Source organism: Variovorax sp. Root318D1 (genome assembly GCF_001424835.1).
Classification (GTDB): Bacteria; Pseudomonadota; Gammaproteobacteria; order Burkholderiales; family Burkholderiaceae_C; genus Variovorax.
The window spans coordinates 142,420-157,882 of sequence record NZ_LMCQ01000003.1 but is presented as its reverse complement, the minus strand read 5'-3'; the positions used below and the strand labels follow the sequence as shown (position 1 = coordinate 157,882).

Annotated in this window: 16 protein-coding genes; 5 read left to right on the top strand and 11 right to left on the bottom strand. The window is 67.5% G+C overall.

Features of this window, described 5'->3' with window-relative positions; translation table 11 throughout:
• Positions 1 to 34: 34 nt before the first annotated feature.
• On the bottom strand, positions 35 to 760 hold the full coding sequence (locus ASC78_RS04400) for a YebC/PmpR family DNA-binding transcriptional regulator (protein WP_055796937.1): 726 nt from the start codon (positions 758 to 760) through the stop codon (positions 35 to 37).
• A gap of 117 nt (positions 761 to 877) precedes the next feature.
• Here ASC78_RS04400 and ASC78_RS04395 point away from each other — a divergent pair, with 117 nt between their 5' ends.
• From ASC78_RS04395 to ASC78_RS04380, 4 genes are read left to right on the top strand one after another with little or no spacing between them, the layout of a single operon-like run.
• Positions 878 to 1,666, top strand: a complete 789-nt coding sequence (locus tag ASC78_RS04395; protein WP_055796935.1) for a class I SAM-dependent methyltransferase — start codon at positions 878 to 880, stop codon at positions 1,664 to 1,666.
• Between the two features lie 2 nt (positions 1,667 to 1,668).
• The gene (locus ASC78_RS04390; protein WP_055796933.1) at positions 1,669 to 2,706 is read left to right on the top strand and encodes a chorismate transformation enzyme, FkbO/Hyg5 family; all 1,038 of its coding nucleotides are present in this window, start codon (positions 1,669 to 1,671) and stop codon (positions 2,704 to 2,706) included.
• 30 nt (positions 2,707 to 2,736) lie between these two features.
• Complete coding sequence (locus ASC78_RS04385; RefSeq protein ID WP_235504983.1) at positions 2,737 to 3,540, top strand: lysophospholipid acyltransferase family protein; 804 nt, start codon at positions 2,737 to 2,739, stop codon at positions 3,538 to 3,540.
• Positions 3,507 to 4,283, top strand: coding sequence for a glycosyltransferase family 2 protein (locus ASC78_RS04380; RefSeq protein ID WP_055796929.1), 777 nt, complete (start codon positions 3,507 to 3,509; stop codon positions 4,281 to 4,283). Before ASC78_RS04385 ends, ASC78_RS04380 begins: the two co-directional genes overlap by 34 nt.
• A gap of 13 nt (positions 4,284 to 4,296) precedes the next feature.
• On the opposite strand, the gene fabG is transcribed toward ASC78_RS04380, so the two are convergent.
• Genes fabG through ASC78_RS04330 form a run of 10 tightly spaced genes read right to left on the bottom strand, consistent with a single transcriptional unit; the run spans position 4,297 to position 13,825 of the window.
• Positions 4,297 to 5,028, bottom strand: a complete 732-nt coding sequence (gene fabG, locus ASC78_RS04375) for a 3-oxoacyl-ACP reductase FabG (RefSeq protein ID WP_055796926.1) — start codon at positions 5,026 to 5,028, stop codon at positions 4,297 to 4,299.
• Between the two features lie 58 nt (positions 5,029 to 5,086).
• Positions 5,087 to 5,554 carry a hydroxymyristoyl-ACP dehydratase gene (locus ASC78_RS04370; RefSeq protein ID WP_200934264.1) on the bottom strand — a complete coding sequence of 156 codons (468 nt, stop codon included), beginning with the start codon at positions 5,552 to 5,554 and terminating at the stop codon, positions 5,087 to 5,089.
• Between the two features lie 2 nt (positions 5,555 to 5,556).
• On the bottom strand, positions 5,557 to 6,321 hold the full coding sequence (locus ASC78_RS04365) for a class I SAM-dependent methyltransferase (protein WP_055796921.1): 765 nt from the start codon (positions 6,319 to 6,321) through the stop codon (positions 5,557 to 5,559).
• Positions 6,318 to 7,160, bottom strand: a complete 843-nt coding sequence (locus tag ASC78_RS04360; RefSeq protein WP_055796917.1) for a polysaccharide deacetylase family protein — start codon at positions 7,158 to 7,160, stop codon at positions 6,318 to 6,320. The genes ASC78_RS04365 and ASC78_RS04360 overlap by 4 nt, the downstream gene beginning before the upstream one ends.
• A complete protein-coding gene (locus ASC78_RS04355) occupies positions 7,160 to 9,559 on the bottom strand; it encodes an MMPL family transporter (protein ID WP_055796915.1) in 2,400 nt (799 codons plus the stop codon). The genes ASC78_RS04360 and ASC78_RS04355 overlap by 1 nt, the downstream gene beginning before the upstream one ends.
• Positions 9,556 to 10,170 (bottom strand): LolA-related protein, encoded by a 615-nt coding sequence (locus ASC78_RS04350; RefSeq protein ID WP_055796906.1) that lies wholly within the window; start codon positions 10,168 to 10,170, stop codon positions 9,556 to 9,558. Before ASC78_RS04350 ends, ASC78_RS04355 begins: the two co-directional genes overlap by 4 nt.
• Complete coding sequence (locus tag ASC78_RS04345; RefSeq protein ID WP_055796903.1) at positions 10,142 to 11,140, bottom strand: hypothetical protein; 999 nt, start codon at positions 11,138 to 11,140, stop codon at positions 10,142 to 10,144. Before ASC78_RS04345 ends, ASC78_RS04350 begins: the two co-directional genes overlap by 29 nt.
• Positions 11,140 to 12,849 carry an AMP-binding protein gene (locus tag ASC78_RS04340; protein ID WP_055796900.1) on the bottom strand — a complete coding sequence of 570 codons (1,710 nt, stop codon included), beginning with the start codon at positions 12,847 to 12,849 and terminating at the stop codon, positions 11,140 to 11,142. The genes ASC78_RS04345 and ASC78_RS04340 overlap by 1 nt, the downstream gene beginning before the upstream one ends.
• A gap of 16 nt (positions 12,850 to 12,865) precedes the next feature.
• Complete coding sequence (locus ASC78_RS04335; protein ID WP_055796898.1) at positions 12,866 to 13,510, bottom strand: hypothetical protein; 645 nt, start codon at positions 13,508 to 13,510, stop codon at positions 12,866 to 12,868.
• 3 nt (positions 13,511 to 13,513) lie between these two features.
• Positions 13,514 to 13,825 (bottom strand): phosphopantetheine-binding protein, encoded by a 312-nt coding sequence (locus ASC78_RS04330; RefSeq protein ID WP_055796895.1) that lies wholly within the window; start codon positions 13,823 to 13,825, stop codon positions 13,514 to 13,516.
• Between the two features lie 101 nt (positions 13,826 to 13,926).
• On the opposite strand from ASC78_RS04330, the gene ASC78_RS04325 reads away from it, so the two are divergent.
• The gene (locus tag ASC78_RS04325) at positions 13,927 to 15,435 is read left to right on the top strand and encodes a helicase HerA-like domain-containing protein (RefSeq protein ID WP_055796892.1); all 1,509 of its coding nucleotides are present in this window, start codon (positions 13,927 to 13,929) and stop codon (positions 15,433 to 15,435) included.
• Positions 15,436 to 15,463: the final 28 nt, after the last annotated feature.

Below are 15,463 nucleotides of genomic sequence, written 5' to 3'. Positions count from 1 at the left end.
GGGCCTTCTTCATTCGCTGTGGATCAATGGTCATTCATTCGGAAAGTGCGGCGTTGTGATAGACCTCTTGGACATCGTCCAGGTCTTCCAGCACATCGAGCAGCTTCTGCATCCTGGCGGCGTCTTCGCCGGTCAGTTCGATCGTGTTTTCGGCCCGCATGGTGACCTCGGCCACCTCGGGCTTGAGGCCGGCGGCTTCGAGCGCGTTCTTGACGGTTTCGAAATCGGCAACGGCCGTGATCACCTCGATGGCGCCGTCATCGTCGGTGACGACGTCTTCGGCGCCGACTTCGAGCGCGGCTTCCATGACTTTGTCTTCATCGGTGCCGGGCGCGAAGATGATCTGCCCGCAGTGCTTGAACTGGAAGGCCACCGAGTTTTCCGTTCCCATGTTGCCGCCGTGCTTGGAGAAGGCGTGGCGTACTTCGGCCACGGTGCGCACCCGGTTGTCGGTCATGGTGTCGACAATGATCGCCGCGCCACCGATGCCGTACCCTTCGTAACGAATTTCTTCGTAATTGACGCCTTCTAGATTGCCGGTGGCCTTGTCGATGTTGCGCTTGACGGTGTCGATCGGCAGGTTGACTGCCTTGGCTTTTTCTACCGCCAGCCGCAGCCGGGGGTTGGCGCTCAGGTCACCCCCGCCGGCGCGCGCTGCCACCGTGATTTCGCGAATGGCGCGCGTCCAGAGCTTGCCGCGCTTCTCGTCCTGGCGGCCCTTCCGGTGCTGAATGTTTGCCCATTTGCTATGTCCGGCCATGGCTTTCTATCTCGCAGTCTTGTGTTTTCAAAGCAGGCTCCGAGTTTACTGTCCGGCGCACACAACGGCTGGCGAGTCGGCGCCGAGGCGGCGCTCCCTTTTGGTGATAATCCCCCGATGACGCCATCGCCTTCCGTCGGGCCCGGGAAACCGACCATCCTGCCGCCTCACACCCCCCTGCCGCTGTACTACAAGAACGAGACGGAGCACCAGGCGTTCCTGCGTCGCATCTTCGACAGCACCGCCGCCGACTACGACCGCATCGAGAGCGTGCTCGCCTTCGGCACGGGCCCGTCCTACCGGCGGGACGCGCTGACGCAGGCCGGGCTGGCCCAGGGCGCGCAGGTGCTCGACGTCGGCATCGGCACCGGCTTGGTCGCCCGCGAGGCGCTCAAGATCATCGGCCCGACCGGCAAATTGACGGGTGTCGATCCCAGCGTCGGCATGATGGAGCAGATCGACCTGCCTGGCGTCGAACTGGTTGCCGGCGTGGCAGAAGCACTGCCCCGGCCCGACGCCAGCTGCGACTTCGTGAGCATGGGCTATGCCATGCGCCACATCAGCGACGTGGCGGCGGCCTTCAGTGAGTTCCATCGCGTGCTGCGCCCCGGCGGACGTCTGGTGGTGCTCGAGATCACCAAGCCGAACGGCCGCATCGCCACCGCGCTGCTCAAGGGCTACATGCGCGCGGTGGTGCCGCTGATCGCCCGCGTGGTCGGACGCCGTTCCAATACCTCGGAGCTGTGGCGCTATTACTGGGACACCATCGAGGCCTGCATTCCGCCCGAACGCGTGCTTGAGGCACTGCGCGCCGCCGGTTTCACCGACGTGCGCCGGCACGCAAGCCTGGGTGTCTTCTCCGAGTACATGGCCCGCAAACCGGAAACCATCGTCGAGGCCGGCTGACCGTGCAAGTCCAGGGCGAAACCTCACCTCTGCGCGTCGAGCGCCTTTCACTGCCCGCCTGCCTCGCGCTGGCCGCGAACGGTGCCGCGCCTTTTGCGGCGCTCGGCTACGGCACGCCGCACGAGCTGGCGTGGATGCCCACGGTCAATGCGCGCGTTCTCTCGGCGCAAGGCGCCATGGCCGATGTCTGGCACGTGACCGCGGCGCACGTCGAATCGGGCACCACCGGCATCGTCCGCTGGCGCAGCGACGGCCATTGGCTGCTGGGCGCCATCGATATCGATGAATCGGTCGAAAAGCAGAACCTCGCCGAAATTGCCCACCGCGCCTATCGCGATCTGTTCAAGACGCTGGACCAGGCCGCCACACCGCACCTGCTGCGCATCTGGAACTACCTGCCGCAGATCAATGCCGACGGCGGCGGGCTGGAGCGCTACCGCCAGTTCAACCTCGGACGCCAGGAGGCCTTCTTCGAAGCCGGCCGCGCCGCCTTCGAAGGCGCGCCCGCGGCTTGCGCGCTGGGCATCCACCAGGGCGCGTTGTCGATCCGCTTCCTGGCCGGCCAGAAGGCGCCGTTGCCGGTCGAAAATCCGCGCCAGGTCTCGGCCTACCGCTACCCGGAAACCTACGGGCCGCGTTCGCCCACCTTCTCGCGTGCCGCGCTGGCCGACATCGGCAATGGCGAGGTGGCGCTATTCATCTCGGGCACCGCGAGCATCGTGGGCCACGAAACCGTTCATCACGGCGACGTACTGGAGCAAACCCGAGAAACGCTGCGCAATCTCGAAGCCGTGATTGCGGCCGCCAACAGCCAGGTCACCCACGTCTCGGGAGCGTTCTCGCTCGCCACGCTCGACTGCGTGGTCTACGTCCGACATCCGGCGGACACCGACAAGGTGCGCGGCGTGATCGAAAGCGCGGTCGGTGCCGGCGCGCCGATGATCCGTCATGCCGTCTACCTGGAGGCGGACATCTGCCGCAGCGACCTCTTGGTCGAGATCGAAGCCCATGCGGTCGCGCCGGGTCGCCTGCGGGCCTGACCCGTTGCGATCGATCGGACCGACGACCCCATGTCGATGACCCGCGTGCTGCGCATTCTCACGGCCATTCCACTCGCGTTGATGCTCTACGCGCAGCTGCTTTTCCTCGGCCTCATTTCGCTGGCCTGGAATTTCGTCGCCATGCTGCTTTATCCGGTGATGCCGGAGGCGCCTGCCCGCACGCTGGGGCGGCTGACCATCGCCCTTGCGTACCGCATGTTCTGGGGCCTGGCCTCCGTGACCGGGATGATGCGCATCGACGCCAGCTGCCTGGACCCGATGCGCAACGAGCCCGGCGTGATCTTCGTCGCCAACCATCCCACGATGCTCGACGCCCTGCTGCTGGTGGCGCGGCTGCCGCGCAGCGCCTGCATCATGAAGGCCGACCTGCTGCACAACATCTTCCTTGGCGCGGGTGCGCGGCTCGCGCGCTACATCAGCAACGAATCCGCGCGCACCATGGTGCGGCTGGCCGTGGCCGACTTGCGCAACGGCGGCCAGCTGGTGATCTTTCCCGAAGGCACGCGCACGGTAACTCCGCCGGTCAACCCCTTCGGCCACGGCGTGACGCTGATCGCCAAGCTCGCGCAGGCGCCGATCCAGACCGTGTTCATCGAGACCGACTCGCCCTACCTCAGCAAGGGCTGGCCGCTGTGGCGCGTGCCGCCGCTACCCATCGTCTTCAAGCTGCGGCTGGGCGAGCGGTTCGCGCCGCTTCCGGACAGCCACCTGCTGCAAGCGGAGCTGGAACAATACTTTCGCAAAAACATGGAACAGCGCGCCACCGACGCGTCCCCCGCATGCCAGACGCCTCGCGCACACACCTTGTCCTGATCCCCAGCTACAACACGGGCGAACGCCTGTTCTCGACGGTCGAAGCGGCGCGCGCTCAGTGGAATCCTGTCTGGGTGGTGGTGGACGGCAGCACCGATGGCACCGGCGAGCGCCTGCAGCAAATGGCCGAAGGCGACCCGGGTCTGCGGGTGTGGCTGCTGCCGCAGAACCAGGGCAAGGGCGCGGCCGTGCTGCACGGCCTGCGCGAGGCTCGGAAAGCTGGCTTCACCCACGCATTGACCATGGATTCCGACGGCCAGCATCCGGCCGATCTGATTCCTGCTTTCATGCATGCATCGCAGGCCCGGCCGGAAACCATGGTGCTAGGCCGACCAGTATTCGATGCTTCCGCCCCGCTGCTGCGGGTGCGCGGGCGGCGCGTGTCCAACGGCTGGACCCAGCTCGAGACCCTGTTTGCCGGCGTGGGCGACTCGCTCTACGGATTTCGCGTGTACCCGGTGGCCGAACTGATCGGCGTGATGACGCGTCAGCCGTGGATGCGCCGATTCGACTTCGACACCGAAGCCGTCGTGCGGCTCGCATGGCGCGGCGTCAAGCCAGTGAACATCGATGCGCCGGTGAAATACCTGACGGCCGCGGAAGGCGGGGTGTCGCACTTTCGCTATGGGCGCGACAACGTGCTGCTGACCTGGATGCACACGCGGCTGATGTTCGAATTCGCCTTGCGCCTGCCCGGGCTTCTGTGGCGCAAGGCGCGGCGCATGCCGCCGTTCCAGTCTTGAGAAACTCGGCGGGCTAGATCATCCCGCCGTTGATCGAGATCACCTGCCCCGTGATGTAGGCCGCCTCGTCGCTCACCAGAAAAGAAGCCAGCGCCGCCACTTCCTGCGGCGTTCCGGCACGCTTCATCGGGACCATCTGGTTGACCATGGCGGGGTCGAACACCGCATCGGCCATGGGCGAGGCGATGATGCCCGGCGCAATGGCGTTGACGGTCACGCCGCGCGACGCCACTTCGAGCGAGAGCGCCTTGGTCGCGCTGTTGAGCGCGCCCTTGGCCGCGGCATAGTTGACCTGCCCGCGATTACCGGTCAGTGCCGACACCGAAGAAAGATTGATGACGCGCCCCCAGCGCGTCCGCATCATCGGCAGCAGCAACGGCTGCGTCACACGGAAAAATCCGTTGAGCGAAATGTCGATGACCTTGTGCCACTGCTCGGCGCGCATGCCGGGCAGCACGGCGTCGTCGTGCACGCCCGCGTTGTTGACGACGATCTGCACCGGCCCGCCTTCGAGCATGCGTTCGCACGCCACCCGGCAGGCGTCGTCGCTGCGCAGGTCGAACACGTGGCACTCGGCCTTGCCGCCCGCGGCCACGATGGCAGCCGCCAGTTGCTCCACCGCCTCGGGGCGCGAGTTGGCATGCAACAGCACCGTGGCGCCGTCGCGCGCCAGGCGCTCGGCCATGGCGGCGCCCAAGGCACCGCTGGCGCCGGTAATCAGCGCGCGTTTTCCTTCAAGAGTCATGGGTAAACCTCCGCCCTGCGGGCTGTGGTGCAAGTCCCCTTCGGGCGGCCGGCGGGACTCATGGCGTCGTGGCTCCGGTTGCAAGCGGCGTGTTCAGCACCACCACGGCGCGGCCCTCGGCCAGCACACGCCCGGCGCTGTCGTTCACCGCGAATTCATAGAGGATCTGGTTCGTGTCGCCCGAAAGGCGTCTCGCCTGCACCTGCAGCGCGCCAGCAATGTCGTCGAGCCGCACGACCGAGAAGCGCACGTTGCGCGCGCTCGCCAGAAAGCCGGCCGATGGTGTGCTTCCCTCGGCGGCCAGCAGGCCGCCATGCAGCGCCATGGCCTGGGCCGCGTACTCGATCGCGTTGGGCGCAAGCAATCCACCCGTCGTCCGCAACGGATTGTCGGGCTGCAGGTGCGTGTGGGTGCTGCAATGGATGGACTCGGCGTCCCAGCGCTCGAGCCGCTCGAGCAGGCACATGCTGCCGCTGTGCGGAATGCGCTCGGCAATCCCCGCGCGGTCGAGTGTCTGCGGAGCCATGGTCACGCGGTGGGCTCCAGGTCGGCCACGAGCAGCACGTTGGCGAAGGGCGTGCCTTCGCTCATCGGAATGCTCTGCACGCGAAACTCCAGCCGCTGCAGCACCGCCACCCAATCGGCCAGCGGGCGGCCCCAGGTGGGCGACACCTTGTGGCCGCGAATGCGTGTCACGGTGCGATCGACCCACTGGCTGATGGCGAACCCACGCTTGCTCGACGCGTCGCCAATGCGCAGCAGCAGCCGGGCATTCGTATTGCTGCCGCGCCGCAACGCGTCGCGCACGCGCTGCAGCACGCTGTCTTGCGCCTCGATGTCGACATAGTGCAGCACGTCGAGAATCACGACCAGGTCGCACTCGGGCAGCGGTGCCGTGCACATGTCGGCACAAAGCAGCCGTGGCGCCGGTTGCAGGTGCCCGATGGACGCCGCGGCACGCGCCACGTCCTTGGGCATCAGTTCGATGCCCGTGTAGTCGGCTGCTACCGGCGTGGCCTTCCACGACGAGGGCCAGCGGCCATGCGCCTGCATGCGGCTCATCGACGCCAGCAAGCTCGCGAAGAGCCCCTGCCCGCAGCCGATATCGACCACACGGCGATGCGCCGAGTCGATCAGGCCGCGTTCGAGCAGCCCGCGAAACACGGGGTCGCGCCCCAGCTTGCCGCGCGCGAAATGCCAGGCGAAGGTGCCTCCCTTCTTGTAGGGAACCGTGGCGGCCTCGTGAAGTTCGCGCCAGGCTGTATCGGTGGAAAGAGGCGGCATGGCGCTCATGGTTCAAGGCCTTCCGGCAGGGTGACGGCACGCAGTCCGCCAGCGCGCAAGCGTTCGAGAAGCAAGGGCAATACCTCCAGCAAAACGGGGGTTCCTTCAGGGGTGCGCGCGGCGTTGCCGTCGTGCAGAAGCAGGATGTCGCGCGCCTGTAGGTTGCGGGCGAGGCGCGCCATGACCTTGGCCGGGTCGCCTTCGCGCGTGTCGAAGCCGCGGCGCGTCCAGCTTACGAGCGACAAGCCGAGCCGGTGCAGCACGGGCTCCAGGAACGGATTGCGCAAGCCGGCTGGCGCGCGGAAACAGGTAGGCCTTTGGCCGGTGGTTTCGGCCAGGATGTCTTGCGCCCGCGCAATCTCGCTGGCAAAGCCGCGGGGGCCTAGAAAAGAAAAATTGTGCCGATGCCGCGCGGTGTGGTTCTGGATGCTGTGGCCCCGCGCCACGATCTCGCGCGCCAATGCCGGGTGGGCAAGCACGCGCTCGGCAATGCAGAAGAAGGTGGCGCGCTGGCCGTGCGCATCCAGCAGGTCCAGCACCCTCGGCGTGACCTCGGGATCTGGCCCGTCGTCGATTGTGATGGCCACCTGGCGCCGGGCGCCGGCCGCCTCGGGCAGGCGCGTGACGTTGGGGCCCAGCAGGTTGCTGCGCGGCGTAAGCCCCGCGCCAGTGATCAGCGCATGGTTCAGCACGATGGCACCGATGGCCCAGGGCATGGCGCCCGGCACCAGGGCGCCCACGCCGATGGCCGCCACGTGCCAGGCCGCGCTGGCGCGAATGGCTGGGGGCCAGGGCCAGGATTCGGACGATGCGGCGGAAGCGGAAGACATGGCGCGGGATTGTCCCATCAGCCGTGCGCGGGCGGTGGCCCCAATCGCCGGGCAAATGCGGCCGACAGCAACAAGGCCAGCAAGGCACCCGGCGCGACCACACGGCCGATCGACGACAGCGCCGGGATGTCCGAGATCGCAATCAACCCGAAAGACACCACCGTGGTCAGGTTGGCCAGCATCAGCGACGCCAGCGTGTCCTCGTCGGCCCGCCCGGCCACGCGCAACTGGTCGAAGAACAGCGCGTAGTTGGAACCCACCGCCACGATCAGCAACAACCCGACCAGATGCAGGATGCCCAATGGGACCTGAAGCACGGCCATGCCGCCGAGTGTGAGCACCACTGCGACGACCAACGGCTGGCACACCGCGAGCAGGCGCTTGCCTGAACGCAGGTAGATGCCGAGCAGCACCACCACGGCCAGCGCGCCGAGCAGCACCTGCACGAAGGCCTCGTGCAGGTAGCGCTGATACAGCCCCGCCAACTCGCGGCCGACGTCGACCACCTGCACTTCGGGCACGCCCGCGAGCGCCTTTTCGAGCCGGCCTGCGTTGAAGTTCGGACCAGGGTGCAGAACCACCAGCGTCGACCAGCCGCCGCCCGGGCGCTGGTACATGAGCGTGTTGACCACCGAGCCGAGTGGCCCGCCGGTCAGGTCGGCGCGCCGCACCGGTGCCAGCTTGCGCGCGGCCTCGACGTCGGCCAGGAAAGGCCCGAGCCGCGTGGCCGGAAGCGGCGAGCCTTGCGTGGCCTCGGCCAGCCGGGTGCGCAGCGCTTCGCTCTCGGGCAGGCTGGCCAGGCGCGCCGCCTGCGTCGCCACGCTCGGCAGCACGCGGGTGACGGCCTCGAAACCGCCGAGCTCGCCCTTGTCGACCAGCGCCTCGAGCCGTGCCGTGGCGGCTTCAGTGTTGCGCAATGCCGTTTCTTCATCGGCGCCGTAGACCACCACCAGCGTGCCGCCGTCGCCAGTGCCGATATCGGCACGCAGCATTTCGTCGAGTTGCTGTGCCGACTTGGGCACCGGGCTCATCGCACCGAGGTCGGCGCGCCAGAGATGGCCGCCCTGCCAGATCACCACCACCAGCGCGGCGGCGCCAAGCCCGGCCAACACCCAGCGCAGGCGCGGGAGGCCGCGAACGAGCATGCCGGCAGCCTGCGCCATGTACCTGCGCATGCCCATGCCGGTGGCGCCATCCGGCGCGAGCATAGGCAGCGCATAGCGCGTGGCCAGCGCGGCAGCCACGAGCCCCGCGATGGAAAACACACCCAGTTGCGCCAGGCCCGGAAATCCCGAGAACACCAGAGCCGCGAAACCGCACACCGAGGTCAGCAGTCCGAGCCGCACGGTAGGCCAATGCACCTCGCGCCAGCGGGCCCAGCCGGTGCCGGCCACGGCGGCGCCGCGGGCCTGGATCAGGTAATAGATGGCGTAGTCGACCGTCTCCCCGATCAGCGTGCTGCCGAAACCCAACGTCATGCCGTGCACCGAGCCGAACACCACGCTCACCGCGGCGGTTCCGACCACCACGCCGGTGGCCACCGGCAGGAACGCGATGACCAGCGCGCGCGGCGAGGCGAACGCGAGCAGCAGCAGGCCTCCCATCACGATACCGCCCACGATGGCGAGGTGAATCGCCTCGGTCTTGATCTTGTCGCGGCTCAGCACCGAGAAAACGGGCGGGCCGCTCAGCAGCAGCTTCGGCTTGTTGGCCTCGGCGATGCCCTGCGTTGCAGCATCGAAAGCTGCTTGCACCCGTGCGATGGCCACGGCCTGCGCGTCGAGATCGCTGCCCGCCGCGCGTGTGGTGGCGATCATTAGCGCGCGCGGCGCGGTGCGGGACATCCAGACGCCGTTTTCGCTGCGCGGCGCGCTGGCCGGCGTCAACTCCACGGCGATGCGCTGCGTTTCGCCGGTCGGATCGCGGTCGAGCAATGGCTTGATCGCATTGCCGGCCGGCGTGCCCAGCATCGACAGCGTTTCGTAGATCGCGTCGCGCAGGCCGGCGACCGTGAACTGCTCGGGCCGCACGCCGGGCGAGAGCTGGTAGCGGTGCTCGAAGACCCAGGTGCCGGCTTCGCTCCAATCACCGGTGTCGCCGTTCTGGATCAGGTCGAACAGCTGGCTTTCGCGCATGGCCTTGGCGACAGCGCGCGACACCGCGGCGCGCACCTCCGCGCTGGCACCGCCTTCGATGCCGAGCATCAGCGTGCGCGATGCCACGCCGCTTTGCAGCTGCTCGATGAGCACCTGCTGCCGCACGTCGGGGCTCTTGGGCAGGAAGGCCGAAAGGTCTGCGCTGAAGTGCGTGCGCGCAATCTGCAGCGCGCCGCCGAGCAGGACCAGGGCCCACACCAGCAGCACCACCGCGCGGCGCTGCCAGCTCGGCGGCCCTCCTCCGGCCTCGCGTGCCTTCACGGCGTGGTGCGTCCGGCGGCGCCCGGGCGTTCGGGCGTGATGCTCATGACCGAGCGGTCACCGCCCACGAATTCCATTTCGAGGCCGATCACCTCGCTGGCGCGCCCGCTGATGCGGATGCTGCGCACCTGGGCGGCAAGCCGGCTGTCGGCCGGCAGCAGGTCGAGCGTCCAGTTGGCGGCCGAGCCGCTCACCGTGCTGCGGAAATACCGCTGCAAGGTCGTGCCGTCGCCGCTCAGTGTGCCGCGCATGGCTTCGACCAGGCCGAGCAGTTCGGGCATGCTGTCGAGCGTCAGAGTGCGGTTGCGGCCGCCGCGCGACAGCGTGAGCGTGTTGCCTTCCACCGCCATCGTCTCCTCGCGTGGCGACAAGGTGCGCCGCACCAGCTTGTCGGGGGCGTTGAAACTCAGCGTGCCGCGCGAATCGAGCGGGCCTTCGAGGCCGTGCACAAAGCGCTGTTCGGTGAAGCGGGCCTCACCGCTTTTCTGCTTGGAGAGCAGCCCCATCAGCTCGGGCAGGTCGAGAGCCCAGGCCGGCGCGGCGCAGCAGGCCATTGCCAGCAGCAAGCTCCTGCACAGCCAGTCAAACCGAATCTTCGAGCCAGAAATCATGAAAGTTGAACCAGTTGTACGGATAGGCGCGGCACAGCGCTTCCAGGCGCGCCACGTAGGCTTCGACCGCCGCCTGGATGCGGCGTTCCCGCTCGGCGGGATCGATTGACCGCTCGCTGAAGTCGGCCAAAAGGTCGAACTGAACATCGTAGCGCGCGCCCCCGCCATAGAGGCCGGCCATGAAGAACACCTTGCGCCGCAGCAGCGCCGCAAGGCGGAACGGGCCGTCGTTGAAACTTGCCGGCTGGCCGAGGAATGGCAGCACGATGGTGTTGCCGCGCTGCTGCGCCGGCTGGTCTTCGCTGCCCGGCAGGGTGCGGTCGGCGAGCATGCCGCCGAGGCCGCCGCCATCGAGCCAGTCGCGCAGCGCCAGCATCGAATGGGGGCGGCCCAGCGCGATCACGTGAGGCCGCAGTTCGGGCAGGCTGATGGCGTTGAGGATGGCGTTGATGCGCTGCGCATTGTCGGGATACATCAGCATCGCGAGCCGAAGCTCTTGCTTGTGCTCGCTTTTTTGCTTGCAGGCGCCCATTGCCTCGAAGCTGCCGACGTGCGCACCCAGCAGGAAGGCGCCGCGTCCGCCCAGCGCCTCGGCTTCCAGCGCGGGGTTGCCTTTTACATTCACGTCGAACAGGTTCATGCGCCCGCGCAAGAAATACACGCGGTCGAGCACGGTGGAGGCAAAGGCATGCAGCAGGCGGTAGCCGTCGATCCAGCCGGCGTGCGGACCGATGGCCCTGAACAGGTAGCGCTTGATGTGGCGACGCGGCGCGGGCGCGAACAAGAGAAAGTACAGGCTGATCGGCGGCAGCAGCAGGCGCGTGACATGCCGGCCGCACACCAGCGCCACAAGGCAGATGAGACGCAGGGCCAGCATGTTGCTGCGCTCGGGCGTGTGCGCCCAGTCGCCGCGGTGCCCCGCTTGCGCTGCGTCGTTCACGGCGCGCGTTTCGGCATCGGTGTGCTTCATCACGCGGACTCTTGCACAGCGGCCAAGCGGCCGGTGACAGCCACCACGCCGTCGCAGCGCACGTCGAAGCGCACGCCGCGCGCGGCGCCGGACTCGGGATGCAGCTCGATCAAGAGCATGCTGCCGGGCCGCACGGGCGCGAGAAACTTGGCGGCCGCCAGCGTGGGATGGCTGCCGAGGCGCGCGACCAGCGCCGGCACGCGCTGCACGGCTTCCATCACCTCGGCCAGGATCAGCGCGCCCGGCAACAGCGGCTGGCCCGGAAAGTGGCCGGCGAACGCCGGATGGTCGATGGGCACCGCATGCGCCAGTTGCACCGGGGTGGTGTCGTCCGCAAGCTGAGCGAGTGCGAATTCACGCAGTGCCCGCACCGTGAGCTTGCCGGTGCCTTCGCGCGGAAAAGCCTTCACCTGCACCACGCGGCGCGGCACGAACACCGGCTCCAGCCTCTGCCGCAGCGCGGCGATGATTTCGCCGGCCGAGAGCGTGGGCGCCACCACGAAGGCCACGGGGCGCACCACGCCGTCGGCCACTTCGTCGGGGAGCCAGAACGCGCCGTCCTGCACGCCAGCAATGCTGTTGAGGTGATAGTTCAGGTGCGCGAGCGAACTGCGCCGGCCCGCCACGTGGATCAGGTCGTTGGCGCGGCCGAACAGCCGGAAGCGGCGCGCGTCGAGCAGTTCGAGCACGTCGGCCATGGGCGTGGGCTCGGGCAGGAAATCGCCGCTGAAGATGAAGCGCTCGGGACCGTCGCCCTCGCCTGGCTCGACATGCACGCGGATGCTGCCGAAGTTTTCCCAGATTTCGCTCTGCGTGGTGCGGCGGGTGGCGACTTGTCCCGATTCGGTGCTGCCGTAAATTTCGATCAGCACGCCCCCGAGCGCCTGCTCGGCCTGGGCCGCAAGTTGCGGCGACAGCGGCGCGGTGGCAGAAAGAATCAGGTCGACCGCCGGCAGTTCAGTGCCCGACAGAAGCAGCGTCTTCAGGTGGAAAGGCGTGGTGACCAGCGCGCGCGGACGTGGAACCGATTCCAGGGTTCTGGCGACATCGGCCGGAAAGAACGGCCGTCCGCTTTCGAACGCGGCGCCGCCGAGCATGGCCAGCAGTGCGGACGATTCCAACCCATAGCTATGTTGCACCGGCACGGTTGCCACCAGCGTCAGGCCGGCGAGTGACGGCAGCCCGAGCAGGCTGGAGAGCCTCTCTACGGCCACCGCAACATCGCCGACCAGCGTTTCCCATCGCTTGGCGTGCGGCTGGGGCACGCCGGTGGAGCCGGAAGTCAGCAGGCTCACCGCGTGCATGGCACCGTCGATGAGCGGTACCTCCAGGCCGTCCCCGCCTTCAGGGCTGGAGCGGTCCTCGATCAGCACGCGCGGCATGCCAAGCGTGGCGAGATCGGCATTGTCGGTCAGCGCGAAAAGCTTCGATCCGCCGGATTCGAGCAGGCGCGCCAGCGTGTCGGGCCGCGCGTCGGGCGGCAACAGGCTCGCATGGCCGCGCACCAGCGCAGCCGCCAGGCTGACGGCAAAGGCGTAGCGGTCGACGCACAGGTTGACGGCCTTCCCCTCCGCCGGTAGCTCTGGCGCGAAGCGGGCCACGTCGGCCAGGAACTGCCGCGTGCTGACCGGCACGCCGGCCCGCCAAGCCAGCGGGGCATCGAGGTCCCGGTTGGCAATCAGCGGCAGCAGTCGGGTTTCGGCGGTCACGCGGGTGGCCCCTGTTTCACCGGCCGCCGGTGCCGTGGTCGATGGTCGATGTGCCCTGGAACGCACGCACCGCATCGATGAGCCGCGTGCGCTCGAATTCGGGATGCAGCCGATAGCGCACCAGGTGCTCGCCCACGAAAAGAAGCGTCACCGAAAGCGGGGTCAGCACGTTCGCGAGCAACGACCAGGCTGAAAAAGGCAGCGTCAGGTAAACCACGATGGACGACACCACCACCAGAGCGAAATAAGCGGTCCAGATGCGGGTGAGCTGCGTGGTGTAGGCCAGCATGTGGCCTTTGAGCGGATGCACGCGCTGCGCGAACTGCGTGATCAGCGGAAGCCCCGGCCCGCGCAGCGAAGCGCCGAACCAGCCGCACAGCAGGCCGTTGATGGCCACGTGCTGGAATACATAGAGCCGGTTGGTGTCGCCCGCTTCACCCAGGAACACGAGCGCGAAGCCAGCAATGCCGAGCAGCATTGCCGCAATGAAACCCAGGCGGCCGAACTTGCTGGCGGCAAAGCCCATGGCGGCAAGCCAGAGCGGGCCGAGCAGCACCACCACCGCCCACGGCTCGGTGGGGTGGAACAGCATCATCCAGTGAGAGAGGCCGGCATAGGCCACCCCCACCAGCAGCAGGAGCGCCAGTCGCCATCGTGACATGGATCAGGAAGCGCTGCGATGCTGGGCGACGTGGGTCGCGAGCGTGCGCAGCGACTGGAAGATCTGTTGGTTGCGCTCGTCGTCAGAGCGCAGCTGGAAGCCGTAGCGCCGGGAGACTTCGAGCGCAACTTCGAGGATATCGATCGAGTCGAGGCCGAGGCCTTCGCCGTACAGCGGATCGGTCGGCACGATGTCTTCGGGTGCCACTTCTAGATTGAGCGCGTTCACAAGCAGGACGGCCAATTCTTTTTCAATCGGCGACTGTTCAGGTGAATCGCCAACGGCGGGAATGGGGGGCTGAGCAGTCGATGACAAGAAAACCTCCTGAAACTTTTTCGGTTACTACCTCGGGGGTCGTGGATTATAGGAGGGCCGCTTGATTAGACTGCCCGCTTCGATACGACCCGGAGCCCCGCATGGCCGACCCCCTTCTCATTGCACGCCACGACACCATCGAGTGCGCCCTGCTGCCCAGCCTGGCCAACCGCCACGGCCTGATCACCGGAGCCACCGGCACCGGCAAGACGGTCACCCTGCAGACCATGGCCGAGAAGCTTTCGAGCATCGGCGTTCCGGTGTTCATGGCCGACGTGAAGGGCGACCTGACCGGCATGAGCCAGAAAGGCGCCATCGGCGAAAAGATGGCGGCCACGCTGAAGGAACGCGGCATCGATCTGCCCGAATCGGCCGCCTGCCCGGTCACCCTGTGGGACGTGTTCGGCGAACAAGGCCATCCGGTGCGCGCCACCGTTTCCGACATGGGTCCCCTGCTGCTGGGCCGCATGCTCGACGTGAACGAAACCCAGGCCGGCGTGCTCAACCTTGTGTTCAAGATCGCCGACGACAACGGCCTTCTGCTGCTCGACCTGAAGGACCTGCGCGCCATGCTGCAGTACGTGGGCGAGAACGGCAGCCAGTTCACCACCGAGTACGGCAACATCAGCGCCGCCAGCGTGGGCGCCATCCAGCGCGGGCTGCTGCAGATCGAAACGCAGGGCGGCGACAAGTTCTTCGGCGAGCCGATGCTCAACATCGCCGACTTCATGCAGACCGTGGGCGGCAAGGGCGTGATCAACATCCTGGCCGCCGACAAGCTCATGAATTCGCCGCGGCTCTACGCCACCTTCTTGCTCTGGATGCTGTCGGAGCTGTTCGAGCAATTGCCCGAAATCGGCGACCCCGACCAGCCCAAGCTGGCCTTCTTCTTCGACGAGGCCCACCTGCTCTTCAACGAAGCGCCCAAGGCGCTGGTCGAACGCATCGAACTCGTGGTGCGGCTGGTGCGCTCCAAGGGCGTGGGCGTCTATTTCGTGACGCAGAACCCGCTCGACATTCCGGATTCGGTGCTGGCGCAGCTCGGCAACCGCGTTCAGCATGCGCTGCGCGCCTTCACCCCGCGCGACCAGAAGGCGGTGAAAGCCACCGCCACCACCATGCGGCAGAAGCCGGGCCTGGACATTGAAACGGCCATCACCGAGCTCGCCGTAGGTGAAGCGCTGGTGAGCTTTCTCGACTCAAAGGGCCGCCCGAGCGTGACCGAGCGCGTGTACGTGGTGCCGCCCGGTAGCCAGATCGGCCCCATCACACCTGAGCAGCGCCAGGCGGTAATAGCCAATTCACTTGTGGCCGGCGTGTACGAGAAGACCGTGGACCGCGAGTCAGCCTACGAAAAGCTCAAGGGCCGCGCCGAAACAGCGCCCGATGCACCGCCGGCCAAGCCGGGGGGCAAGGGTGCGGCCGAATCGTCCGAAGGCAGCAGCATGCTGAACGACCTGCTCTTCGGCAGCACCGGCCCGCGCGGCGGCAAGCGCGACGGCCTGGTGCAAACCATGGCCAAGTCGGCGGTGCGCACCATGGGCACCTCGGTCGGCAAGGAAATCTTGCGCGGCGTGCTGGGCGGGATCTTCGGGGCCAAGAAGCGCTAACCGAGGTGGGCCGGCCGGTTCCGGGCCG